Below are 23,225 nucleotides of genomic sequence, written 5' to 3' on the forward strand. Positions count from 1 at the left end.
CGCGCGACGGCGCGGTGTAGGGGCTTCGGCTCAACTGGGGTGCTACCCGTCAGAACGTCATGATCCCAGCCTCCTGGAACCCGGCTGGGTGCGGCAACCGGTTTTCCCGCCCCGCCGACTCGACCACGTCCATCGCCGCCGAGGCGTGACAGCTGTGCGAAAGGGATCTGACAGCGCCTACACCTAGCCTCCATCGCGAAGCCGTGACGTACCGCGCATCGTCTCGGAGGAGGTCGCCATGCCGGCAGAACTGGATGCGGGATCAGCGCTCCGTGCCCCCCACGTCCGGCACCAGCCCCTGGACGGGATGGGACGGGTCCGTGCGTACCTGACCCGGCCCGTCCCGGTCGGGGCGTACCTGCGGACCTGTCGGGCGCTGGAGGCGCACACCCACGGCGTCGGCGGCAGCAGGTGGTCACTGCGTGGACTCGTCGACGACGGACCGGTCTCGGCCCGGAACGTGGCCGACGTGCTCGCCCTCGACACGGCGATCGAGGTCAGCCAGGCCCCCGCCGTCGTCGACGGGCGACCCCGAACCTGCCTCTGGGTCGCCCGGAACCTCCCCGACCGCCTGCCCGCCCGCCACGTCCGGGACGACGTCTTCCGGGAGATCCAGGAGGTGCGCGCCTACCAGCGCGGACTCGACGGTGTCTTCCACGAACAGGCCACCGCGATGCTGGACCGGGCCCGGCAGCACGGCCTGAGCCTGGTCTGCCACGACCCGTTCGGCGACTGGGGATCCGGCGGCATCGACGTCGAAAAGTTCGTCCGGCTGGTGACGCACTTCTTCTATCTCGACCCGGAGACCGCGCGCGGGATGGCGCGGGGCCGGGGGTACTCGCCCGGCGGGAACTACCTCTTCGGAATGAACGGGCCCGACGGGCGGCTGATGTGCGTGTTCGTGATGGCCGCCTGGCCGTGGGGGTTCGAGCCCACCTACACGATCATCGACCGGAGGCAGCTCGGGCCGATCCTCGACCTGAGCGTGGCCTCCGTGCTGATGCTCCTGGCCAACGCGCTGGTCGTCGACCGGCACGGGCGGCACGTACTGGTCATCGGCGAGGCCAACTCGCTCAACGCCCGTCCCTGCGTCCAGGCCGGCTTCGAGCCCCTGCCACCCGTCTTCGACGACGGCGAGCATCCGGTGCACACCAACGTCGTCTGGGCCGACAACCCGCTCGGCGACTTCACCGTGCCGTACGGCTCGGTCACCCGCATCCCGGACTACCGCGAGGTGCCGTACACCAACTACGGGGTCGGGGTGCTCGCGCCGGGCAAGGTCGAGCCCCACCGCGACCGGGCGCGGGAGTTCCTGGCCGCCGGGCGCACCTGACGGCCCTGCTCAGCTCGCGGTCGCCGGCTCTCCCTTCCAGTCCTCGGCCCGGGTGTGCGGGATCGGTGCCGGCCGCTCCACCACCGTCGTCAGCGCGATCCGCCGGCCTTCGGCGGCCGACCGGAGCAGCGCGGTCATCGTCTCGAGCACGTGCAGCGCGAAGTCGCCGCCGGCCCGCGGCGGGCGCTGACCGTCGGCCCTGACCAGGTCGATCAGGCCCAGCCCCCGGGAGCCGTCGGCATAGCCCGCCCGTGGTTCGAGCGTGCGCCACCCGGTGCCGCCGAGCGGGAAGAGCCGGACCTCGCCGTCGAAGCGGTTCGGGTCGGGTACCGCGAGGCTGCCCGTCTCACCGTGCACCTCGATCGGTGCGGCCGTGGTCGCCACGCCGTCGAAGCTCGTCGTGATGGTGGACAGGGCGCCGCCGACGTGTTCGAGTACGCCGGTCACATGACTGTCCACCGCGACCGGGATCCGCTGGCCGGTGCGTAGCCCGGAGCCGATGACGCGCTCGGCGCGCAGCCGGCTGGCGGCGCCGACCACCGCGCGTACCGGCCCGAGCAGGTGCACCAGGGCCGAGATGTAGTACGGACCCATGTCGAGCAGTGGACCGCCACCCGGGGCGTAGTAGAAGTCGGGGTGCGGATGCCAGCGCTCGTGCCCGGGCGTGACCATCACGGCCGAGGCGGAAAACGGGCGCCCGATCAGGCCGCCGTCGATCGCCGCGCGGGCGGTCTGGGTACCCGTGCCCAGGACGGTGTCCGGGGCGCAGCCCAGCCGGACGCCGGCCGATCCGGCCCGCTCGACGATCGCGCGGCCCTCCGCGAACGTGACGGCGAGCGGTTTCTCGACGTAGACGTTCTTGCCCGCGTCGATCGCGGCGAGCGAGATCTCGGCGTGCGCGGCGGGGATCGTCAGGTTGAGCACCGTCCGCACGTCGGGATGGTCGAGCAGCCGGGCGACGCTCACCGCCTCGGCACCGGGCAGCGTGGCGGCGACCGCCGCCGACCGGGCGGCGTCGAGGTCGGCCACCGCGGCGATGCGCAGCTCGGAGTGGTTGGCCAGCGTGCCCAGGTACGCCCCGGAGATGACTCCGAGACCTACGACGCCGACGCCGTGCGAGCCGCCCACAGCATCCCCCTCTCGATGACCGTGCGCACGCTCGGGTGCTCCAGCACGTCGAGGCTGTGTCCCGGAGTCGTCACGACGATCCGCCCGGCGCCCCACTGGCGGGTCCAGATCGCCGGCGAGGTGACCGGCCGGTGCCACGGGTGCCACTGCCGGGTCGGGTGTGTCGTGGTGGCCAGTACGTCGATCAGGTCGTCGTGCAGCACCCAGTACTGTTCGGTGACCAGGTCGAAGTCCTCGATCCCAGCGGTGATCGGATGCTCCCGGCCCAGCTCGGTGATGTTCACCCGGTGCGGCAGGAAGTTGTCCTCCTCCCCTCCGCGCCGCTCGCACGGCTCCTTGCCCGGATGGGTCGCGAACTGGCCGCCCACCAGATGCAGGTAGTCGGAGGAGGCCCGGAACGAGTCCGCGATGCCACCATGCCAGCCGGTGAAGCCCGTGCCGGCGACGACGGCGGCACTGAGCCCGCTCAACTGCTCCGGGGTGATCTGCGACATCGTCACGCACTGCACGACGAGGTCGGTGTCGGCCAGTTCGGCGGCGTCGGCGTAGATCTCGGTCGACCCCTCGACCCGTACGGCGTAGCCGTTGCGTTCGAGGAACGGGATGAACAATTCCGTCGCCCTGACCGGCTGGTGCCCCTCCCAGCCGCCGCGAACCACCAGTGCCCTGCGCTGTGCCACGCCCACTCCCTCTCCCGCCCGTCGCCCCGGCCGGCTCGCACCGCCCCGAGGCGACGTGCCGCCGACGCCCGTCCTTGTCGATCACTAGCACCGTAGCCCGCCCGGCCTGTGGGGTCACGGTGACCGGAGCCCTTGTCGACGTGCCACCGGCGCTGTCGGGATGCACCGTGACGGTGCACGAGGTATACCGGGGCGGGACCGTGACAGCGTGCCGGCTCGCCGGAGGTGCCGGGTCAGGCCCGGAGGGAGCGTCCGGACGCGGTCAGCGCCTCGCCGAGTATCCGGACCGCCTTCGGACCGATCCCGTGCATCGCCAGCAGCTCGCCCTCGGTCAGCCGGGCGGACCTGGCCGAGGGTGGTGATGCCGGCGCTGAGTAGCGCCTGGGTGGCCGGCCGTCCGATGCCTTTCGGCACCACGGGTCAGCCGCTGCGCGTTCGGGTGGGCCGCGAGGACCGCGTCCACCTCCGTGTTGGGCAGATGGAGCCACACATCGCCGTCCCCACCCGCCGAGGCGAACCATTTGTCGCGCACGGTGAACTCGACTCTGCCGGCCCGGCCGCTCCGCTCGACGGCTTCGAGCAGGGAGAGTGCGGTCTTGCGGAGCTGCGCGAGGGTCGTCAACGGTCCACCTTGGTATGCCGACCGCAGGTCGGACGTCCTTGGGCCGGAAAAGTATACGAGCGCGGCGGCGACGGCGCGACGGCGCCTTTCATCCTAGAAGCTATGACCGCGTTCTCTGAAAGTTTTGTGAAAGGTCACTGAAAGGTGCTCACCGTAGGGTTGCGGTAACAGCTACAGAGCCCTCTGATCACCAAACCTTTTTCAACCTGAACCACGCGGCGCCTACCCACGCGTCCGACCTTGCGGTCTGCCGGACCGCAAGGGGAGGTTGAAAGAAGATTCACTGTACACGATAGGTCACGCTGGAATTCTGTGCCCTCGCTGGCTCTGCATCGACACAAACGGAGGTGCGCCGCGTGCGAGTCGTCTGCCGGTTGGTCGTGAGCATCGCCCTGATGCTGACCATGTTCAGCCCGGCACCGGGAGGTGCCGCGCCTTCATGGGCCTCAGGGCTGCGGCTTGTGGTCGGAGCAGCCTCGGTTACCTTGGACCGGGTTCAGGTGGCTCCAGGGGTGGTCATACCACCCAAGCTCGATCTGAGCACATTCATCAGAGCTGACGGATCATCGTTCGAAGTCCGGGCCGTGCGCAGCTCGTACGACAAACCGGTTACGGCAACTCAGGTCATCGACCAACGTGGCCGAACTGTCCAAAGGCCACTTCCGACTGGTCTGGTGAAGGACCTCACGGGTCTGACGGACTTCTTCCACATCACCCTGACCAATGCGGCCGGTGTGATTGTCCTAGATCAGAACCTGACCTTCTGTCCCAACTCAGCAGCTGTTGCGGCTCGACCTGACGCCGTCCAGGACTCATCTTTCCCGGCCGCGTGCACCACGCACCCTTTTGCTCTTGGCGCGCTTTGGGGAATTGACGCCGGGTGGGCCGCACCGGTCAACTCCTCGGAGAGCCTCCGACCTGACATTCCGAATGGCGAATACACGGCGACCATCTCTGTCAACGAGCCTTATCGCGGTTTCCTCGACATGCCCGCTGAGGTGAAGATCGTACGCGTCACGGTGCGAACAACCAGCCAGGGACCGATCATGCCCGCAGGTCTTGCCCCGCACCCGGCTGGCGTCCCTTCGGCGGACCCACCACAACAAGCACCGTCAGCGGTCAAGGCCAACCATCAACGACCGGATCTACGGCCGCTGCCACCCAGAGGGCTCACCATCGACAGCAAGAATGGCCGGGACCATGTCATATTCAGCGCGACAGTCTGGAACGCCGGACCAGCGCCGTTGATCGTGCGTGGCTATCGTCGGCCGGGCGAGGACGTGATGGACGCATATCAGTACGCCGTTGACAGGGCTGGCCGGACTGCCGCGTTCGAGCCGGTCGGCACGATGGAATGGGACCCGCGGCAGGGGCACGAGCACTGGCACTTCACGGACTTCGCTCGCTACAGCCTACTCGGCGCCGATCGGCAGGAGATCGTCCGCAGCCAGAAGGAAGCCTTCTGTCTCGCGAATACCGATGCCGTGGACACCCTGGTGGAAAATGCCAGCCTCGACCCAGGGAATCGGGACCTGCACTCGTCCTGCGGGAAGGTCTCGTCGCTCGCTGTCAGCCAGGCGCTGGCCGTTGGATGGGGAGACACGTACGCGCAGACGCTTCCCGGTCAGTCCTTCGACGTTACAGACCTTCCCAACGGCGAGTATTTTGTCGAAATCGTCGCCAATCCGAACGGGAACCTCGTCGAGACAACAGGATCCAACAACACGGTTCTACGCAAGATCGTCCTCGGCGGCACGGCCGGAGCCCGCACTATCGCGGTTCCGCCGTACGGATCAGTCATTGAGAGCTGACCCGGCGCGCACTGCGTGATCCGGCGCGGTCGCGACCCGAAACCTGAAGTCACGGGAGGTGAAACCACGAAATATCGCTGAGCGCACACAACACGCAAGCCAGCAAGCCCGAACAACCAATCCCGAAAGGAACAGCCAATGCGGAAGATCCTGACCCTGCTGCCGATCATTGTAGCCGCCATCGCTATCCCGCTTGCCACTGCGGCACCAGCCTCCGCGGCCACGTCGCCGCAGACCGCCAAACACATGTCGGCGCAAACTGCGAGTACGGCCAGCGGATTCTGGTTTGACACTCAGACGTATTTCGGAAATTGGACCGTTTGCAATGACTGGGGAGCCAAGTTTGCCATGCATTACCCTCACCTCTACGACAATTGGCAGTGCAGCCTGAACGCGGATGGCACCTGGCAACTCTGGCTCCACCACGTCTGATACGCATTGCACCAAAGGGAGGGGAAGGATATTGGAGGGGTAGCCCTTGGAACGACCCCGCTCGCACGACACCGACAACGGTGGTTCAAGCGCACCATCCGAATGAAGGAGCGAACGATGCGAAGGATCCTGACGCTACTCGCCGTAACAGTGACGCTCATGGCACCGATTGCCGTCGGAGCACAGGCGTCTGCGGCCAGCATCACCACAGCCGCGACGCAGGCGCCGGCCGATACGTGGGTGCACTGGGGTGACTATGGATACATCGAGGACTGCATAGATCAGGGTTACTATCTGTATTACTACTACCCCGACAAGTGGCGTGGATTCGAATGCACCACGAACAGGCACAAGCCGTTGACGCCGTATGAACTCTGGATGCTGCAACGCTGAGCCCGCGTCATCGCCTGCCGGCCCCGCCAGGGGCCGGCAGGTCTGTGCGACCAGGTAGGCGACGGGCGATGGTGTCGAACGGCGACAGTTGCGCCCCGAGGTGCGGAATCTCGCGGCGGACGACGTGGCGGGTCCGGGGCGGGTAGCGGTGCGATCGACCAGGCCGGTGAGTTCGTGCGCGAGCGCTCCTTGGGCTCAGCCGCGGAGTCGGAATTCCGCAGGTACGCCCGGAATGACGGGACGTGATTGCCATTTAAATCGAAGGCAATTAATGTACGCACATGGCGATCCTGACGCGTCGCGCGGCATGTGCGGTGGTCCTGGCGGCGGCACTGACTCTCGGCGTCGCGGCGGTGGTGCTGCTCCCGGCTCCCGCCGAGGCGGCCACCTCGGCGTTCCAGAAGGAGCGCGAGTGGTCGACCGGCTACCTCGGGAAGATGACCGTCCGCAACGACACCGCGGCGACGATGACCGGATGGCGGGTGGAGTTCGAGTTGCCGGCCGGAACCAGCGTCGGCCACCACTGGAACGCGGAACTCAGCCGGGTCGGGACGCGTCACGTCTTCACCAGCCTGGCCTGGAACGGCACCCTCGCCGCCGGCGCCTCGACCAGCTTCGGCTGGCTCGCGGCCGGCACCGGCACTCCCCAGTCCTGCCTGGTCAACGGCGTGGCGTGCGACGGCGGCGACGGCGGCGGGCCGGACGTCAGCCCGCCGGCCATCCCGGCGAACCCGCGCAGCGCCCTCGGCAGCCAGACCCTCACCCTGCTCTGGGACGCCTCGTCCGACGACCGGGGCGTGACCGGGTACGAGGTCTTCTCCAACGGCAGCCGGATCGCCACTACCACCGGCACCAGCCACACCATGCCGATCCCACCGCCGATGATCTTCACCTTCGGGATCCGGGCACTCGACGCCGCCGGCAACTCCTCCCCGTTCGCCATCATCAAGCTGGGCTCGCTGCCGGACAGCGATCCCCCGACCACCCCGGGCAACCTGCGGCTCACCGGCCCGCAGGACGGCCACTACCGCCTCACCTGGGACGCCTCCCGGGACAACGTCTTCGTCGCCGGATACGAGGTGCGGCAGACCGGCACCGTCTCCGGAGTCACCCTGGTCGGCGGCGCCTTCGGCTACGGCATCTCCCGTGGGTACGGCACCTACCTGTTCGAGGTCCGGGCCTTCGACAGCTCGGGCAACTTCTCCGCTCCCGCGCGCATCGGGATCGCGGTGGACCCGCCACCGCCGACCCCGACGCCCTGACCGGAGACTCCGCCTCAGACCCCGGGAACCGCCGGCATCGCGCCGCCGGGCCGACAGGCGCGCATGGGATTCCACTCCATCCATCAAATTAGTTTGATGTATCGTATGCGGATGGTCATGTCGAGTCGATCCGCCCCGGCGTTCGTCCGGCTGGCCGGCCACCCGCTGCGCTGGCAACTGCTGACCGAGTTGGCCGGCAGCGACCTGCGGGTGCGTGAGCTGGTCGCCCTGGTCGACCAACCCCAGAACCTGGTCTCCTACCACCTGCGGCTACTCCGCGAGGCCGGCCTGGTCAGCACCACCCGCAGCACCTTCGACGGCCGCGACAGCTACTACCACCTCGATCTGGAGCACTGCGCCGAAGGGCTGGCGGCGACCGGCACGGCCCTGCATCCGGCGCTGCGCCTTGCCCCGGCACCGACGACGGCAAGTCCGGTCGCGCCAGTCACGGTGCTCTTCGTCTGCACCGGCAACAGCGCCCGCTCACCTCTGGCCGAAGCCCTGCTCCGGCACCACACCTCCGGCCAGGTCACCGCGACCAGCGCAGGCACCCGCCCCGCGCCCCGTCTGCACCCACACACCGCGCGGGTGCTGCGCCGGGAGCACGGCATCGACCTGCCACCCCGGCGCCCCCGACACCTGCACACGCTCACCGGCCGGCGCTTCGACTACCTGATCACCCTCTGCGACAAGGCTCGCGAGGTCGGCCCCGAACTCGTCGACCACGATCGCCGGATCCACTGGAGCATTCCCGATCCCGCGCCGTCCGGCGACCCCGACCGGCAGCACTATCCGGCCTTCGCGCGTACGGCGGCCAATATCGACACCCGGATCCGACACCTGATACCCGTGCTCGCCACCATCGACCCTACGGAGGTCCAGCCGTGACCGCAGCCGACCGGTACGCCAGCGTCCGCTATCTCGTCGACGACGTCCAGGCGGCGCTCGACTTCTACACCACCCACCTCGGCTTCCAAGCGAACAGCGACGCGGCTCCGGCCTTCGCCGACGTGGTCCGCGGTCCGCTGCGACTGCTGCTGTCCGGTCCCGCCAGCTCCGGCGCCCGCGCCACCCCCGCCGACGCCGCCGACCCGGGCCGCAACCGCATCCACCTCGTCGTCGACGACCTGGCCGCCGAGATCGACCGACTCCGCGACGCCGGGGTCTCGTTCCGCAGCGAACTGGTCTCCGGGCCCGGCGGACGGCAGATCCTGCTCGCCGATCCCGCCGGCAACCTGGTCGAACTCTTCCAGCCCGCCCGGTAACCAGCTCGCGCCACGGCGCGCCCTGGTCGCGGCCACGCACCGCCCACCGGGCGGAGGGTGGTGCTGGCACCACTGTCAAGAGACCCTCGCGCACCATCGATGACGCCCGCTGCGATCCATAGCGTCGACCCCGAGACCTTGTCGAAGGGAGCGGGACGTGTTCGAGAGGTGGGGGGCGGCCGTGGTCCGGCACCCGGTGCGGGTCATCGCGGCCTGGCTGGTGCTGGTGATGGGGCTGGGTGGCCTGGGCTATCTGGTGCTCGGGCCGGACGGGGTGGCAGCGGTCGCCGGACAGAACGAGGCGGACTTCCTGCCGGAGCGGTACGAGTCGGTCCAGGCGGCCAGGTTCGCCGAGCGGGCGTTCCCGTCCGACGGGCCGGAGGGGGCGAGCGCCGTACTGGTGCTGTCCCGCGCCGACGGTGCGGCGCTGGGCGCGGACGACCAGGCCAGCGGGCGCGACGCGGTCGCCGGTCTCGGCGGTGCCGGCGTACGCGAGGTCAGCGAACCCACGCTGTCGCCCAACGGCAAGGTCATGCTCGCCCAGGTGACGTTCGCGGACGACGTGGGGCAGCCGGAGGTGTCCAGCGCGGTCAGCCGGCTCCGTGCGGAGACGTCGGAGCGGCTCTCCGGTACCCCGCTGCGCTCCGGCTACACCGGCGAGGCGGCCGTGGCCAAGGACAGTGAACTGCTGGACCTGCTGGTCAGCGTCGGCATGATCGTGATGATCCTGGTGCTACTGGTGGTGATCTTCCGGAGCCCGTGGGTGGCCCTGCTCAACCTGCTGATCATCGCACTGGTCGGTCAGGGCGCGGTGGCGGTGATCGCGATCGTGGCCAAGGCGACCGGGACGACCCTGGACGGCTCGGTGACCGGGCTGCTGCCGGTGGTGCTCTTCGGGGTGGGCACCGACTACGTGGTGTTCCTGCTGTACCGGTACCGCGAGCGGTTGCGCCTCGGCGAGGACCGGCGTACCGCGATGGTGGCCGCGCTCGGGCGGGTCGGTTCGGCGATCGGGGTCTCCGCGCTGGCGGTGGCGGTGTCGTTCGGCGCGCTGCTGCTCTCCGGGTTCGGGTCGTTCCGGATCCTCGGGCCGGCGCTGGCGTTCGCCGTACTCGTGATGGTGCTGGCCGGACTGACCCTGATCCCGGCGGTCTTCTCGCTGCTCGGCCACCGGGCGTTCTGGCCGTCGAAGGCATGGCGGAACGAGCCGAGGGCGGGCCTGGCCGCCCGGACCGGTGACCTCGTGGCCCGGCGCCCGGCGGCGGTGGCGCTGGCCGCGATCGCCATCCTGGCGGCGCTCGGTGCGGCCGCACTGGCGCACCGCCCCAGCTACGACATCGCCACGATGCCGGCCGGTACCGAGTCGGCCCGCACCATGCAGCGGCTGGAGTCCGGCTTCCCGGCCGGCACCCTCAGCCCCACCTCGGTCTACCTGTCCGGTCCCGGCCTGACCGAGCAGACCGTCGGCGCGTACGCCGAGCGGCTCGCCGCGCTGCCGATCGTCGGTGAGGTCGGCGGGGTGCGGACCACCGGCGAGGCGGCCCAGATCGACCTGCTGCTCGCCGCCGCCCCGTTCAGCGAGAAGGCGCTCGACGCTATGGTGCACGAGCTGCGCCCGGCCGCACACGCCGCCGCGCCGGCCGGCAGCACCGTCCACGTCGGAGGCGAGACCTCGGTCTTCGCCGACGTCCGTGCGGTGGTCGAGGTGGACCTGCGGGTGATCCTGCCCGCCGCCGGCCTGCTGATCGGGCTCGTGCTGCTGCTCATGCTGCGCGGGGTACTCGCCCCGGCGTACCTGCTCGGCGCGGTGGTCGGTGGCTTCGTCGCCACGCTCGGCGCGGCGGTGCTGGTCTTCCAGGGTGCCGTGGGGCGGCCGGGGCTGACCTTCACGCTTCCGCTGATCGTGTACATGTTCGTCGCGTCGATCGGTACCGACTACAACATCCTGATCATCGCCCGGATCAGGGAGGAGTTGCGCGACGGCGCCTCCCGGCGCGAGGCGGTACGGATGGCGCTGCGCCAGGCCGGCCCGCCGGTCGCCGCGGCCGGGGTGATCCTGGCGGCGTCGTTCGGCGCGCTGACCGTCTCGGCGACCCTCGCCGAGGTCGGTTTCGCGGTGGCGGTGGGAGTGCTGCTCTCCACCTTCGTGCTCTCCTGGCTGCTGGTACCGGCGCTGACCGCGCTGCTCGGCCGGGCGGCCTTCTGGCCGGCGCGGGTGGGAAGAACGGCGGCGCCCCCGGCCGCAGACCCGACCGGGGCGCCGGTGTCGGCGACAATGGTGCCGTGATGATGTGGTGGCGGCGAGCGGTGCGGGACGCGGGCCACCTGCTGGTCAGCACCATGCTCGGATTGGCGGCGCTGGGGCTGCTGCCGCTCACCGTCGTGGCGTTGGTGCTCTGCCTGCTGCCGCCGGTGGGTGCGCCCGTGCTGCGGTTGGTGACCGGACTCACCCGCCGGCTGGCGGACCGGCAGCGGCGCCGGGTCGGGACACCGATCCCGTCGCCGTACCCCGCCGCTCCGGGCGGGATCCGCGACATCGTGACCGATCCGGCCTTCGGACGCGACCTCGGATGGCTGGTCGGCCACGCGGTGACCGGCACGATGGCGATGTTCGTCGTGGGGCAATGGCCCGCCGGCCTACAGGGCCTCGTCATCCCGGTGCTGTATCAGCTCCTGCCCGCCGACGTGGAGCTCCAATACCAGGGCCTGCCGATCACCAGCACCACCCGGTCGTTGCTCACCGTGCCGATGGGCGTACTGATCCTGTTCGGGGCCTACTTCCTGCCCTGGGCGTACCGGGCCGGCGAGGCGGGGTTGGCCCGGTGGCTGCTCTCGCCCACCGCCGCCGCGCGGCTCAGCGCCCGGGTCGAGCGGCTCGTCGAGACGCGCACGGCCGTGGTGGACGCCTCCGCCACCGAGCTGCGCCGGATCGAACGCGACCTGCACGACGGCGCGCAGGCCCGGCTGGTGGCGCTGACCATGAACCTCGGGATGGCGGAGGACATGTTCGACACCGACCCGGTGGCGGCCAAGGCGATGCTCGCCGACGCCCGGGCCGGCGCGCAGACCGCGATGAGCGAGCTGCGCGACCTGGTACGCGGCATCCACCCGCCGATGCTCGCCGACCGTGGCCTGGCCGGGGCGGCCGAGGCGCTCGCCGCGGCCAGCCCGGTGCCGGTCGACCTCGACCTGCGGCTCGGGCGGCGGCTCGGCGCGCCGGTCGAGTCGGCGGCCTATTTCGTGCTCGCCGAGGCGCTCACCAACGCCATCAGGCACGCCGGTGCCGGGCACATCGAGATGTCCATCGTGGACGAGGAGACGCGGCTCCGGCTGCGGGTCCGCGACGACGGCCGGGGTGGCGCCGATCCCGCGTTCGGTACCGGGCTGCGCGGCATCGAGCGGCGGCTGGGCGCGTTCGACGGCAGTGTCACGGTCACCAGCCCGCCCGGCGGCCCCACCCTGGTGGAGGCGGTGCTCCCGTGCGGGTCGTGATCGCCGAGGACCTGGTGCTGCTGCGGGACGGCATGGTGCGGATGCTCACCGCGTACGGCTTCGACGTGGTGGCCGCCGTCGCCGACGGTGCCGGGCTCACGGAGACCCTCGTGTCGCTGCGTCCCGACGTGGCGGTGGTGGACGTACGCCTGCCGCCGACCTTCACCGACGAGGGCCTGCGTGCCGCGATCGCCGCCCGCCGCGAGGTCCCCGGCCTGCCGGTGCTGATCCTCTCCCAGTACGTCGAGCAGGTCTACGCCCGCGAACTGCTCGGCGACCGGACCGGCGGGGCCGGCTACCTGCTCAAGGACCGGGTCGGCGAGGTGCGGGAGTTCACCGACGCGATCCGTCGGGTGGCGGCCGGCGGGACGGTGCTGGACCCGGACGTGGTGGCCCAGTTGCTCGGCAGCGGCCGGGCGGCGCAGTTGGCGACGCTGACGCCGCGCGAGCGGGAGGTGCTGGCGGTGATGGCCGAGGGGCGGTCCAACGGCGCGATCGCCGCCCGGCTCGTGATCACCGAGAAGGCGGTCAGCAAGCACATCAACAGCATCCTGACCAAGCTCGACCTGCCGCCGTCGGACGACGACCACCGGCGGGTACTGGCGGTGCTGGCGTACCTGGGCGGCTGACCGGCCGGGTGCGGGTACGCCGGTCACCGATGTGCGGCTCGGCATTCCACGTATAGCCAGACGCCGATTGACAAAGTTTGGTCTCCAAACTTAGTGTCGGCTCTCCGGGGGCACCGCGGCGCCCTCGCCTGCGGCGCGCCCCGGCACCGTCCCGCCGCCGAATCCAGGCAAGGAGTCCCATTGTGAGTCTGCAGAGCACGGTGCCAAGAGCCCGCTGGCGGGTCGGCCTGGTCGCGGCGAGCGCCGCGGTACTGCTGGTCTCGGGGGTGACGGTGGCGGTCAGCGCCCAGGCGGCCGCCGGCTGCCGGGTGGCGTACTCGACCTCGGCGCAGTGGTCAGGTGGCTTCACCGCCAGCGTCGGCATCACCAACCTCGGCGACCCGGTCAACGGCTGGAGTCTGGTCTGGACGTTCCCGTCCGGGCAGCGGGTCACCCAGGCGTGGAACGCGAACGTCGCCTCCTCGGGCAGCCAGGTGACCGCGACCAACGTCAGCCACAACGGCACGATCGCGACCAACGCCACCGTGTCGTTCGGCTTCAACGGCTCCTGGACCGGCACGAACACCACGCCCACGTCGTTCGCGCTCAACGGCGTCGCCTGCACCGGCGACGTCGGGGGGCCGACGGGCCAGCCGACCACCCGGCCGCCGACCAGCCCGCCGCCGACCACGCCGCCCCCGGCCGGCAACGCGATGGCCGCGGTGGCCGCGATGCAGCCGGGCTGGAACCTCGGCAACTCGTTCGACGCGGTCGGCGCCGACGAGACCGCCTGGGGCAACCCCCGGGTGACCGAGGCGCTGCTGGACAACGTCCGGGCGCAGGGCTTCAACAGCATCCGGATCCCGGTCACCTGGAGCAACCACCACGGCCCGGCGCCGAGCTACACCATCGACGCGGCCTGGCTCAACCGGGTACGCGAGGTGGTCAACTGGGCGCTCGCCGACGGCTTCTACGTGATGATCAACATTCACCACGACTCGTGGCAGTGGATCAACACGATGCCGACTGACCGCACAAACGTGCTGAACCGCTACAACGCGCTCTGGACGCAGATCGCCGCCGCCTTCCGGGACGCCTCACCCCGGCTGACCTTCGAGAGCGTCAACGAGCCGCAGTTCACCGGCAGCTCCGGCGACGCCCAGAACGCGACGCTGCTGCACGAGCTCAACACGTCGTTCCACCGGATCGTCCGGCAGTCCGGCGGCGGCAACGCCACCCGGCTGCTGGTGCTGCCGACCCTGCACACCTCGGCCGACCAGCCCCGGGTGGACGAACTGGTGAGCACCTTCAACACGTTGAACGACCCCAACCTGATCGCGACCGTGCACTTCTACGGGTACTGGCCGTTCAGCGTGAACGTCGCCGGCGGGACCCGCTTCGACGCCACCGTGCAGCAGGACCTGACCGGCGTCTTCGACCGCGTCTACAACGCGTTCGTGTCCCGCAACATCCCGGTGATCATCGGCGAGTACGGGTTACTCGGCTTCGACCGGCACACCGGCACGGTCCAGCAGGGCGAGAAACTGAAGTTCTTCGAATACCTCGGCTACTACGCGCGCAACCGGAGGATCACCACCCAGCTCTGGGACAATGGGCAGCACTTCGGCCGTACCTCGTTCCAGTGGAGCGACCCGGAACTGTTCGCGCAGATCAGGTCGAGCTGGACCACCCGCTCCGGCACCGCGTCGAGCGACCAGGTGTACGTGCCGCGTACCGGCTCGGTCACCGCCAAGAGCCTGACGCTCAACCTGAACGGCACCACCTTCGCCGGCCTGCGCCAGGGCAACACCGAGTTGGCCAACGGCGCCGACTACACCGTCTCCGGCAACACGCTCACGCTCACCGCCGCCGCCGTGACCCGGCTGGTCGGCAACCGGGCGTACGGCGTCAACGCCACCATCCAGGCGCGGTTCTCCCAGGGCGTGCCGTGGCGGATCAGCATCATCACGTACGACCCGCCGGTGCTGGCGGGCGCGACCGGGCCGACCGGCTCGTTCGCCGTACCCACCCAGTTCCGGGGCGACCAACTCGCCACGATGGAGGCGAAGTACGCCGACGGCAGCAACGCCGGCCCGCACAACTGGACCTCGTTCAAGGAGTTCGACGTCGCCTTCGCCCCGAACCACAGCGCCAACTCCATCACGCTCAAGCCCGAGTTCTTCGCCGAGGTGAACGACGGGCAGCGGGTCACCCTCACCTTCCACTTCTGGAGCGGCACGACCGTCACCTACTACGTCACCGAGTCGGGTGGCAACGTCACCGGCACCACCTCGTGACCGGCGCCGGGGTGTCGGGGCAGCGGCCCCGACACCCCGGTCCCGCCTCGCGCCCGGCCCCGGCCGGCACGACAACCCTCCCGCCTGATCAACGGATGAGGGACGTGTGACGGCGGCGGCCAGCATCCGGAGGCAGTCCGCCGGGGAGTGCCAGACGGTTCGCGACCCGGGCATCGAAGGCGCCGCACCGGGTACGGCCCGCCGTGGTCGACGCCGGTCACGGAGCAGGGACATGGAGATCCACCGCAGCTACCGCGGTGACCGCACACTGGCATTCGTCGGGATCGGGTACGGCCTGGTGGCCTTCACCGTCGGCACCGTCCTGGCGCTGATCGACGTCCGCTCCGCGGCGCTCTCCCTGGGGGATCTGGGTCTCCGGCGGCTTCTTCTTCCTCGTCGGGCCGCGGCTTCCAGCACCGGCGTTCCGGGGATGTCGAGGGCCGGCCCACGCCACAGCGCCAGAGCCTCCCGCAGCACTGCCGCCGCCTTCTCGTGATCTCCCTCGGCCACGACCGCCTCGGCCCAGGACACGAGCTGGTCGTGGCGTTGCACGTCCAGCCGCCCGTCCTCGACCTGGATCACGTACCCGGAACCCCGGGTGGCGATCATGCTCGTACCCGACTCTGTCAGCCCCAACCGCCGACGCAGCGCCGACACCCGGTTCTGCACCTCGACCGGCCAGGATGCGCGTCCGGTCCCGCCGCTCGGGACCCAGATCGCGGTCCAGGACAGGGTCTTCGCAAGGTAGCGATATGGCCGGATAGGTGGTTATCGGGGTGGACCGGATGACAGTGATAAGGTCAAATCCCCAGTGCACACCTGCCCTAGGATCAGGCCGCCCGGACGCGTCTGGTATCGGAGGAAAGCCGTGGGCTACAAGGAACGACGGGTCAAGATGATCGCCACCCGGGCGGCGCCGCATCTGGAGTCCGGCGAGCAGATCCAGACGGGATTCGTCACGGTGACCGGTTCGGGGATCTTCACGGTACCGGCGGAGACGTTCGTGGTCACCGACCGCGCGATCCTCATCGTGGGCCGTGGCGAGGTACAGCGCCTTCCGCGCGACTTCTGGTTCGGCAAGCCGACCGGGATGTACTACAAAATCGAGCTCGACCGCACGTACAAGGTGCACCGGCAGTGGTACCAGGAAGTCATTGCGGCCGACGAGGCGCTGCGCGAGATGCAGGCCCACGACGACCCGGCGGCCGGCGAGCACTGAACCAGGAAGCCCGGCATGGCTCGGCGGCGGTCGTCTGGCTTGGTCGGAAACGCAGCGACCCCCGGCAGGGGAGGCCAGGGGTCTCGCGGACGGTCACCGCTGCAACGGTTCCCGCCGCCCGACACCGCTGGACCGGGGTGCCGGGGGCTGGGTGATGAGACAAGTCGGTTACGAGCTCGGGCGGCGGGGCGTCCGGCCCCCGACGATTCGACGGCAGCGCCCGGGCGTGACCTGGCGGCGTCCGCTACCTCATGACCTCCACGCCAAGGGCCTCGTCGAAGAGGTCGGCGACGCTGAAGGCCGAGACCGTGTCACCGTCCACCTGGGCGTTGCCGACATGGGTGCCGTACGCCACGGTGCCGACGAACCAGGGGCCGCCGCTGTCGCCGACCTGCGCGAGGTTGTCCTGCACCGCCACCTGCCGGTGCGAGGTGCCCCGCCGGTCGGTGATCGACACGTCCAGGTCGGCGATCAGGGAGCAACGGCGCAGGCCGGTGCTCTGGCCGAAGACGCACGCCTGGTCACCGATCATCATGTCCGCGAGGGCCCGGACGCCCGTCACGTCCCGGATCTCGGTGGAGCCGCCGACGAAGTCGTCCGTCACGGGTACCCCGGAGGTCGTCGACCATTCGACGTCCCCGAAGTCTCCAAGATGTTCGTCGAAGAGGTTGAGGGGATGGCGGGCACCGTTGTGGACCGCCTGGCTGTTGTTGCAGTGCGCGGCGGTCGTCACGCCGACGAATCCCCCCGGGCTCACCGAGAATCCGGTGGTGCAGAGCAGTCCGGCACCGGGCCGGGTGGTGGCGAGACCGCCGAAGAGGCTCGTGTGCCGGAGGTTGGCGGGACCCTCGACGACGTCGAGGTCCAGCCCGGTCCGCAACGCCGCCGGCAGCGTCGCGGCGACCGTGGTGGCCCGGAGGTCGCCCCCCGGCTTGGCCGTGACGGTGGCCTTCACCTGCCCGGACCGGATGTCGGCGGCGGTGGTGACGGAGGTGTGTCCCATCGCCTTGAGGTGCCCGTGCACCGCCCTGGACCGGTCGGCGAGTTCCCGGGCCGAGTACGGCTGGCCGTCGACGATCCTGATCCGGAGCCCGGAGGCGGCCACCATGGCCCGGACGGACTCCGGGGCCTTCCCCTTGACCAGGAACGTGGGCGCCTCCCCCGGTACGTCGGGCAGAACCCCGCCGACGTACGTGTCGGGCAGTCGGGTCGCCATCGCCCGGTGCAGCGGGCGTACCCGCTCCGCCAGCTCGTGTCGGGCGCGGGCCTGGGCCACCGTCCACCCCCGCTCCCGCGCCAGCGTCGCCAGGTCCGCCGCCAGGGCCTGGGCCTCGTCCTGCCGGATCGTCCCGACCGGATTCGGTCGCACTCCGCCCGGCGCGGCGAAGACCGGCGCCGGTTGCCCGGACGTCGACACCAGACCGAGCACCACCGCGGCCGCCACTGCCATCCCGGCTCTCGATTTCATCGGCACATCCTCCCTGGACCGGCGCGATACATGCGGGTACCTCGATTCGACAAGGTAGCCGCGCGCGGCCGGGCCGAGAGGTCTGCCCGGACACCGTTGGACAACATTGGACACGGACACCCAGCCCGCCGCGCCGGCACGCTGCCGTGGGGTCCCGGCGGCCTCCGGGCGGGAGGTCCCGGACGACGAGTGGGTACCCGGGAAGGGCTGCCGGTCAGCCGGCCGCCGACGTCGGGTTGCCGGACTCCTTGCCCGGAGCGCCGACGAGCGCGGAGTCCCGGCCCTCTGCCCGGCCCTCGTCCCGGGCGCGGGCGAGGAGTTCCGCGAGCCGCCGCCGGCGTCGCCGCAGGACGATCCGAAAGGCGAGGGCGACGGCTCCGAGGGCGGCGGCGAGGACCAGGTGCGGCCAGGGCAGGGTCCAGACCGTCACGGTTGCCGAGGCGGGCCGGAGCTGCGCGCCGGTCGGGGGGCCGCCGAGGACGGCCGGGGTGACCTCGACGCTGGTACGCAGGGGTCCCAGCGCCCAGACTCCGCCGACCCGTACCTCGACCTGGCGGCCGCCGCCCGGCAGCATCTCCTCGGCGTCGGCCCGGGTACCGTGGTCGAGCAGGCCGAACAGCTCGCCGGTGGTCACCCGGCTGGTACCGGTCACCGCGACGTTGCCGTCGTTCGTCGTGGTGTACCTGACCCGGACGGTGCCGGCCGACAAGGGATTCCACGAGTGCCGGTAGCTGGCGGTGAGGTCGTCGATCGCCAGGCTCGCCGCGACCGTGCCGCTGACCCGCATCATGACCCGGAACCCGACCCGGCTCTCCACCGCTACCGTCCCCCCGGTGCTGGTGACCGTCGCCGCGATCCCGGCCGGGTGGTCGCCGGGCGTGGCGTCCCGCGGCACGGTGACGGTGAACGGCACCACCTTCGTCGCCTTGGCCCCGACGGTGACCTGCCCCTGCACCCCGATCCAGGTGCCGCCGTCCACCGACGGGCGGTGGGAGGGGAGCATGTTGAAGCGTCCCTTGTCGGTGAGGTAGCCGTCGGCCGCCTTCAGCGCGAAGACCACGGGGGCATCGCTGAAGTTCCGCACCGCCAGGTGCTCGGTCACCACCTGGCCGGGGTCGAGGGTGTGCTCGATCCACCGGCGGCCGTCCGGACCGTGTGGGTCGGCCGGCTGCACCGCCCAGGTGAGCGCCGGCCCGGTCGGCTCCGCCCCGGCATCGGCGGGCGCGAACGGCACGGTGCCGAGCAGTACGGCCAGCACGGCGAGCAGCCGCGACAACGAACGGATCATGGCGGAGTCCTTCGCGGCGGGGTGTGGTGGGAGCCGGGTGGTTACGGCGCCCACCCGTGCGGCTATTCGAACAGGGACAGGGTCAACGTCGAGGCGTACTCGCCGGCGGCGACGTCCACCGGGGTGCGCAGGTACAGGTCGGCGTCGACGGAGTACGAGTCGCCGGTGACCGCCCCGGAGTCGAACGTCGACACCAGCAGCTCCTGGTCGACCAGGCCGACGTTGTTGCCGGGCTGGGTCGGCTCGTCGAGTACGGTCACCACCTCCTCGCCCTCGCTGACCTGACCCGTCTCGCCGCCGTCGAGCAGCCGCGGCTTCCAGCCGAAGTGGCCGGCACTGATCGGTGCCTGGCCGGCGCTGCCGACGAAATCGGTGGCGCTGCCGAGTACGGCCCAGGCGGCGCCGTCGGGCACCTCCTCCGGGGTACGGGTGTCGGAGACCGTCACCGTCGGCAGGGTACCGACGAACTGGCGGACCAGCAGGGTCGAGCCGTCCTCGGCGAGCGCGACCGAGTCGGCGGCGATCGACAGGGCGAGTACGCCCGGTTCCTCGATCTCCTCGATCTCGACCGTCACCTCGACGTCGGCACTGTCGCCGGGCTCGGCCATGGCCGGCGACGACAGCGCCATGGTCCCGGCCAGCACGACACTGGCCGCGCCGGCCGCGACCAGCCGGCTGCGATTCGATGTGCTCATCAGAGTCTCCGTTGTTCTTGGTGGTTGGTGGGGATGGCGGAGATCAGTCGGTGCAGGTGATGGCCGGGTGTTCGGCGGGGTGGACGGTGGTCACCTCCTTGCCGTCCACCGTCCCGGTGGCGCGCACGGTCACCGGGCCGGCCCCGACCGAGGCCGCCCGGGTGGCGAACGACTGGTAGGCGTTGGCCCCGGGCGCGACGTCCGGGACGGACCGCTCGCCGTACGCGGTCTCCAGCACGACGGTCACCGGCGCGTCGTGGTCGTTGCGGGCCTGCACGGCGACGTACGCCCGGCCGGCCAGGCAGCGCGGCGCGACGGTGACGGTGACCGGCACCTCGGGCCGTACGCCCGGATCGTCGGCAAAGACCCGCCATTCCGTGATCGCGACCGCGGAGTAGGTGCTGCCGTTGCCGTTGGCCCGGACCGTGGCCCGGAGCCGGGGCGTGCTGACCGGGTCGAAGGTGACCGTGTTGAACGCGGTGGTGCTGGTGCCGTAACCGGACGCGCCGATGACGTCGCGCCAGGCCGGGCCGGCCTCGTCCCAGTACTGCAACACCCAGCCGTCGGGCTCGGCGACGCCGTCACCGCTGCCCTGGTTGGCGTCCCGCCAGAACTTCAGCTCGGTACCGGTGATCCGCACCGGCCGGGCCCAGTCGTACTGCACCCACTGGGTCGCCGGGCGGGTGCCGGACCAGGTGCCCCAGAGCTGTGCCTGGGCCGGGTTCTGCGGGTCGGCGTTGTCGTTGAGCGCGGTGACGCTGTTCCAGCCCGCCGTGTAGGAGGCGGTCGGGGTGCCGACCGGCCCGATGTTGCCGGTGAGCGGCCCGGACAGGTCGGCCGGGATGCTGACGCTCCGGGCGGTCTCCAGGTTTCCGGCCGCGTCGAGCGCCCGGAACGAGACGGTGTGCCGGTTCGCGTCCGGAGCCGCGATCGGGCCGGTGTAGGGGGCCCAGGCCCCGGTGTCGACGGCGTACTCGACCCGGGCGACCCCGGAGGTGGCGTCGCTGGCGGTCACCGTGACCCTCCGGGTGGCCCCGTCCAGGGTGGCCGTGCTGACCGGTGCCGTCGCGTCGATCCGTACGGCGAGGTCCGCCGGGGCGGAGACGTTGCCGGCCCGGTCGGTCGCGGTGGCCGTGACGGTGTGCTGGCCGTCGCCGGAGACCGTGACGTCGACCTGGCGTACCTCGGTGGCGATGCTCGGCTCACCGTCGTCGACCCGGGACTCGATGGTCAGCCGGCCGCCACGGTCGTCGGCCCCGGCGGCCCGCACCCGCACCGCGGACCGGTACCAGCCGGCGGTGCCGGCGCTGCCGCTCGGGGTGAGGGTCAGGGTCGGCGCGGTCTCGTCGCCCTCGGTGTCGTCCGGCGAAATAACGGTGACCTGCCCGGAGACCCGGCCGGCCGCGTAGCCGAGCACGCTGCCCTGGACGGTGAACGTGCCGGGCCGGGCGACCTGCTCCGGGGTGACCGGGTCCCAGAAGACCGGCACCCGCAGCGTCTCGGCGCCGAATGGCACCGGCAGGGTGCCGGGCAGTTCGGCCTCGCCGACCTCGACCGTCATCGGCGGCGCGGTGACGGACTCCGGCTGCGCGGCGAGCACCTTCCACTCCTCCACCGCCACCGCCGAATAGCTGCTGCCGTTGGTCGACGCGTCGAAGGTGGCCCGGAGCTGTGTGGTGGTCACCGGGTCGAAGCTGGTGTCCTGGAAGCCCTGCGTACCGGTCGGGTAGCCGCTCGGGTTCGGCACCTCGGCCCACTGCCCGGCCGCGAGGTCCCAGTACTGGATGCGCCAGCGGGCCGGCGCGGCGACACCCACCCCGCTGCCCTGCGGCTGGTCGTTCCAGAACTCGATCTGCGAACCGGCGATCCGCATCGGCTGGTCCCAGGTGTACTGCACCCACTGCTGGGGCGGGTTGTTGCCGGTCCAGGTCCCCCACATGTCCGGCGGCAGCGGGTTCGACCGGACGATCTCGTCGTTGAGCGCCTTCACCCAGTACTGCGTGGGGACGGGTTCGTTGGAGACGGTGACCCTCGCCTCCTGTGCGATGTTCGGCCGGGGTGTCAGGTCACGTCCCCGGACCGGTGTCGGCGTGACCGGCTTCATCCGGGGCGGGGTCTGGGTGTCGTCCCACTCCAGCCGGTCGATCGCCACTGACCGGCGGAAGTGGCCGCCGCCCACCGCGTCGGCGGTGTGGTACGCCAGGTACCACTGGCCGTCGAACTCCAGGATGCCCGGGTGGCTCGTGGTCGAGGAGACCGGCCGGAGGATCGTGCCCCGATAGGTCCACGGCCCCGTCGGCGACGACGCCGTCGCGTAACCGATGCAGGCGTGGTAGTTCGCCGGGGTGCACGGCGAGGTCGGTCCGGCGTTGTTCCCGGCGTACGCGAAGTAGTAGGTGCCGCCGCGCTGGAAGATCCAGGGCGCCTCGAAGAAGCCGGTCAGGCCGGTGACGGCACTCGGGGTGCCGACCGGGGTCTTCATGTCCTGCTGGAGTTCCAGCATCCGGAGCTGGCCGAACGAGCCCCAGTAGACGTACACCCGCTGGTCGGGGGCCTGGCCGTCGATCAGGATCGTCGGGTCGATGTTGTGGATGGTGTTGGCCGTGGGGACCCGCTGGGAGATGATCGGTCCGCCGGCGTGGTCGGTCCACGGGCCGGTCGGGCTCGCCGAGACGGCCACCCCGATGGCGAACTTGTCGGCCGCCGGGCTGTCCCGCTCGTGGATCGGGACGTACCAGTAGTAGCGGCCATCGACGCCCCGGACCACCTGGCCGGCGTACGCCCGGCCCGGTGTCGCCCAGTCGAAGACCTGCTCCGGCCGCATCAGCGACGGGTAGTGGGTCCACTGCCCCGCCCCGACGTCGGTGGTCCGGAACGCGCCCCACTCGTTCATGATGAAGTCGTTGGTGGACGGCCCGGCCTCGTCGTGACCGGTGTAGATGTACAGCTCGTCCCGGCCGGTGGAGTTGCCGGGTGCACCGGCCGGCACCACCAGCGGGGCGGGGTCGGCCGAGTAGTAGCTGCCGTCGCCGAGGATCGGGTTGCCGGTGTTGGTGAAGGTGTCGGTGTCGGTGTTCGGCTCAGCGGCGTGGGCCGGCGCGCCGACCAGGCTGCCGGCGAGGAGCCCGGCGACCACCACCGCGGCGACCGTGCTGCGGAACCGGCGCATCGGTCGGGGGTGTGCTGGAGCGGCGCCGCGCCCCACGGTGGTGTTCACGGTGTCGATCTCCTC

20 protein-coding genes are annotated in these 23,225 nt (G+C 70.8%); 12 read left to right on the top strand and 8 right to left on the bottom strand.

The window, feature by feature from the left end; translation table 11 throughout:
- The first annotated feature begins 307 nt into the window (after positions 1 to 307).
- Complete coding sequence (locus AAH979_RS09900; RefSeq protein ID WP_346257766.1) at positions 308 to 1,333, top strand: hypothetical protein; 1,026 nt, start codon at positions 308 to 310, stop codon at positions 1,331 to 1,333.
- Positions 1,334 to 1,342: 9 nt separating this feature from the next.
- Here the strand turns inward: AAH979_RS09900 and AAH979_RS09905 are convergent, their stop codons facing one another.
- The 3 genes from AAH979_RS09905 to AAH979_RS09915 form a co-directional block, all read right to left on the bottom strand.
- Positions 1,343 to 2,461 (bottom strand): Gfo/Idh/MocA family oxidoreductase, encoded by a 1,119-nt coding sequence (locus AAH979_RS09905; RefSeq protein ID WP_346257767.1) that lies wholly within the window; start codon positions 2,459 to 2,461, stop codon positions 1,343 to 1,345.
- Positions 2,431 to 3,141, bottom strand: coding sequence for a ThuA domain-containing protein (locus tag AAH979_RS09910; protein WP_346257768.1), 711 nt, complete (start codon positions 3,139 to 3,141; stop codon positions 2,431 to 2,433). The genes AAH979_RS09905 and AAH979_RS09910 overlap by 31 nt, the downstream gene beginning before the upstream one ends.
- A gap of 331 nt (positions 3,142 to 3,472) precedes the next feature.
- On the bottom strand, positions 3,473 to 3,763 hold the full coding sequence (locus AAH979_RS09915; RefSeq protein WP_346257769.1) for a hypothetical protein: 291 nt from the start codon (positions 3,761 to 3,763) through the stop codon (positions 3,473 to 3,475).
- 380 nt (positions 3,764 to 4,143) lie between these two features.
- On the opposite strand from AAH979_RS09915, the gene AAH979_RS09920 reads away from it, so the two are divergent.
- The 10 genes from AAH979_RS09920 to AAH979_RS09965 all read left to right on the top strand — a co-directional run bounded on the left by AAH979_RS09920 (position 4,144) and on the right by AAH979_RS09965 (position 15,323).
- The gene (locus tag AAH979_RS09920) at positions 4,144 to 5,574 is read left to right on the top strand and encodes a lysyl oxidase family protein (protein WP_346257770.1); all 1,431 of its coding nucleotides are present in this window, start codon (positions 4,144 to 4,146) and stop codon (positions 5,572 to 5,574) included.
- A gap of 138 nt (positions 5,575 to 5,712) precedes the next feature.
- Positions 5,713 to 6,006, top strand: coding sequence for a hypothetical protein (locus AAH979_RS09925; RefSeq protein ID WP_346257771.1), 294 nt, complete (start codon positions 5,713 to 5,715; stop codon positions 6,004 to 6,006).
- Between the two features lie 117 nt (positions 6,007 to 6,123).
- Positions 6,124 to 6,399 carry a hypothetical protein gene (locus AAH979_RS09930; protein ID WP_346257772.1) on the top strand — a complete coding sequence of 92 codons (276 nt, stop codon included), beginning with the start codon at positions 6,124 to 6,126 and terminating at the stop codon, positions 6,397 to 6,399.
- 281 nt (positions 6,400 to 6,680) lie between these two features.
- The gene (locus AAH979_RS09935) at positions 6,681 to 7,661 is read left to right on the top strand and encodes a cellulose binding domain-containing protein (protein ID WP_346257773.1); all 981 of its coding nucleotides are present in this window, start codon (positions 6,681 to 6,683) and stop codon (positions 7,659 to 7,661) included.
- A gap of 117 nt (positions 7,662 to 7,778) precedes the next feature.
- Positions 7,779 to 8,549 (top strand): ArsR family transcriptional regulator, encoded by a 771-nt coding sequence (locus AAH979_RS09940; protein WP_346257774.1) that lies wholly within the window; start codon positions 7,779 to 7,781, stop codon positions 8,547 to 8,549.
- Complete coding sequence (locus AAH979_RS09945) at positions 8,546 to 8,926, top strand: VOC family protein (protein ID WP_346257775.1); 381 nt, start codon at positions 8,546 to 8,548, stop codon at positions 8,924 to 8,926. Before AAH979_RS09940 ends, AAH979_RS09945 begins: the two co-directional genes overlap by 4 nt.
- A 157-nt stretch (positions 8,927 to 9,083) precedes the next feature.
- Positions 9,084 to 11,213, top strand: coding sequence for an MMPL family transporter (locus AAH979_RS09950; protein ID WP_346257776.1), 2,130 nt, complete (start codon positions 9,084 to 9,086; stop codon positions 11,211 to 11,213).
- Positions 11,213 to 12,418, top strand: coding sequence for a sensor domain-containing protein (locus AAH979_RS09955; protein WP_346257814.1), 1,206 nt, complete (start codon positions 11,213 to 11,215; stop codon positions 12,416 to 12,418). The genes AAH979_RS09950 and AAH979_RS09955 overlap by 1 nt, the downstream gene beginning before the upstream one ends.
- Positions 12,406 to 13,047 carry a response regulator transcription factor gene (locus tag AAH979_RS09960; protein ID WP_346257777.1) on the top strand — a complete coding sequence of 214 codons (642 nt, stop codon included), beginning with the start codon at positions 12,406 to 12,408 and terminating at the stop codon, positions 13,045 to 13,047. Before AAH979_RS09955 ends, AAH979_RS09960 begins: the two co-directional genes overlap by 13 nt.
- 182 nt (positions 13,048 to 13,229) lie before the next feature.
- Entirely contained in the window at positions 13,230 to 15,323 is a 2,094-nt protein-coding gene (locus tag AAH979_RS09965) for a cellulase family glycosylhydrolase (RefSeq protein ID WP_346257778.1), read from the top strand.
- Positions 15,324 to 15,572: 249 nt separating this feature from the next.
- On the opposite strand, the gene AAH979_RS09970 is transcribed toward AAH979_RS09965, so the two are convergent.
- Entirely contained in the window at positions 15,573 to 15,980 is a 408-nt protein-coding gene (locus tag AAH979_RS09970) for a BTAD domain-containing putative transcriptional regulator (protein WP_346257779.1), read from the bottom strand.
- A gap of 211 nt (positions 15,981 to 16,191) precedes the next feature.
- Here AAH979_RS09970 and AAH979_RS09975 point away from each other — a divergent pair, with 211 nt between their 5' ends.
- Positions 16,192 to 16,542 (top strand): hypothetical protein, encoded by a 351-nt coding sequence (locus AAH979_RS09975; RefSeq protein WP_346257780.1) that lies wholly within the window; start codon positions 16,192 to 16,194, stop codon positions 16,540 to 16,542.
- A 244-nt stretch (positions 16,543 to 16,786) separates the two neighbouring features.
- On the opposite strand, the gene AAH979_RS09980 is transcribed toward AAH979_RS09975, so the two are convergent.
- From AAH979_RS09980 to AAH979_RS09995, 4 genes are all read right to left on the bottom strand, one after another.
- Positions 16,787 to 18,010 (bottom strand): hypothetical protein, encoded by a 1,224-nt coding sequence (locus AAH979_RS09980; RefSeq protein WP_346257781.1) that lies wholly within the window; start codon positions 18,008 to 18,010, stop codon positions 16,787 to 16,789.
- 214 nt (positions 18,011 to 18,224) lie between these two features.
- Positions 18,225 to 19,298: a hypothetical protein gene (locus AAH979_RS09985; protein WP_346257782.1), complete on the bottom strand. Its 1,074-nt coding sequence runs from the start codon at positions 19,296 to 19,298 to the stop codon at positions 18,225 to 18,227.
- A 62-nt stretch (positions 19,299 to 19,360) separates the two neighbouring features.
- On the bottom strand, positions 19,361 to 19,993 hold the full coding sequence (locus tag AAH979_RS09990) for a hypothetical protein (protein ID WP_346257783.1): 633 nt from the start codon (positions 19,991 to 19,993) through the stop codon (positions 19,361 to 19,363).
- Between the two features lie 43 nt (positions 19,994 to 20,036).
- Positions 20,037 to 23,162, bottom strand: coding sequence for a family 43 glycosylhydrolase (locus tag AAH979_RS09995; protein ID WP_346257815.1), 3,126 nt, complete (start codon positions 23,160 to 23,162; stop codon positions 20,037 to 20,039).
- Positions 23,163 to 23,225: the final 63 nt, after the last annotated feature.

The organism is Plantactinospora sp. ZYX-F-223 (genome assembly GCF_039649625.1).
Taxonomy (GTDB): Bacteria; Actinomycetota; Actinomycetes; order Mycobacteriales; family Micromonosporaceae; genus Plantactinospora.

Coding starts and splice junctions, on each gene's coding strand:
- AAH979_RS09900 (WP_346257766.1), top strand. CDS start 308: ATGGGACGGGTCCGTGCGTACCTGACCCGGCCCGTCCCGGTCGGGGCG.
- AAH979_RS09925 (WP_346257771.1), top strand. CDS start 5,713: ATGCGGAAGATCCTGACCCTGCTGCCGATCATTGTAGCCGCCATCGCT.
- AAH979_RS09930 (WP_346257772.1), top strand. CDS start 6,124: ATGCGAAGGATCCTGACGCTACTCGCCGTAACAGTGACGCTCATGGCA.
- AAH979_RS09935 (WP_346257773.1), top strand. CDS start 6,681: ATGGCGATCCTGACGCGTCGCGCGGCATGTGCGGTGGTCCTGGCGGCG.
- AAH979_RS09940 (WP_346257774.1), top strand. CDS start 7,779: ATGTCGAGTCGATCCGCCCCGGCGTTCGTCCGGCTGGCCGGCCACCCG.
- AAH979_RS09955 (WP_346257814.1), top strand. CDS start 11,213: ATGATGTGGTGGCGGCGAGCGGTGCGGGACGCGGGCCACCTGCTGGTC.
- AAH979_RS09980 (WP_346257781.1), bottom strand. CDS start 18,010: ATGAAATCGAGAGCCGGGATGGCAGTGGCGGCCGCGGTGGTGCTCGGT.
- AAH979_RS09985 (WP_346257782.1), bottom strand. CDS start 19,298: ATGATCCGTTCGTTGTCGCGGCTGCTCGCCGTGCTGGCCGTACTGCTC.
- AAH979_RS09990 (WP_346257783.1), bottom strand. CDS start 19,993: ATGAGCACATCGAATCGCAGCCGGCTGGTCGCGGCCGGCGCGGCCAGT.
- AAH979_RS09995 (WP_346257815.1), bottom strand. CDS start 23,162: ATGCGCCGGTTCCGCAGCACGGTCGCCGCGGTGGTGGTCGCCGGGCTC.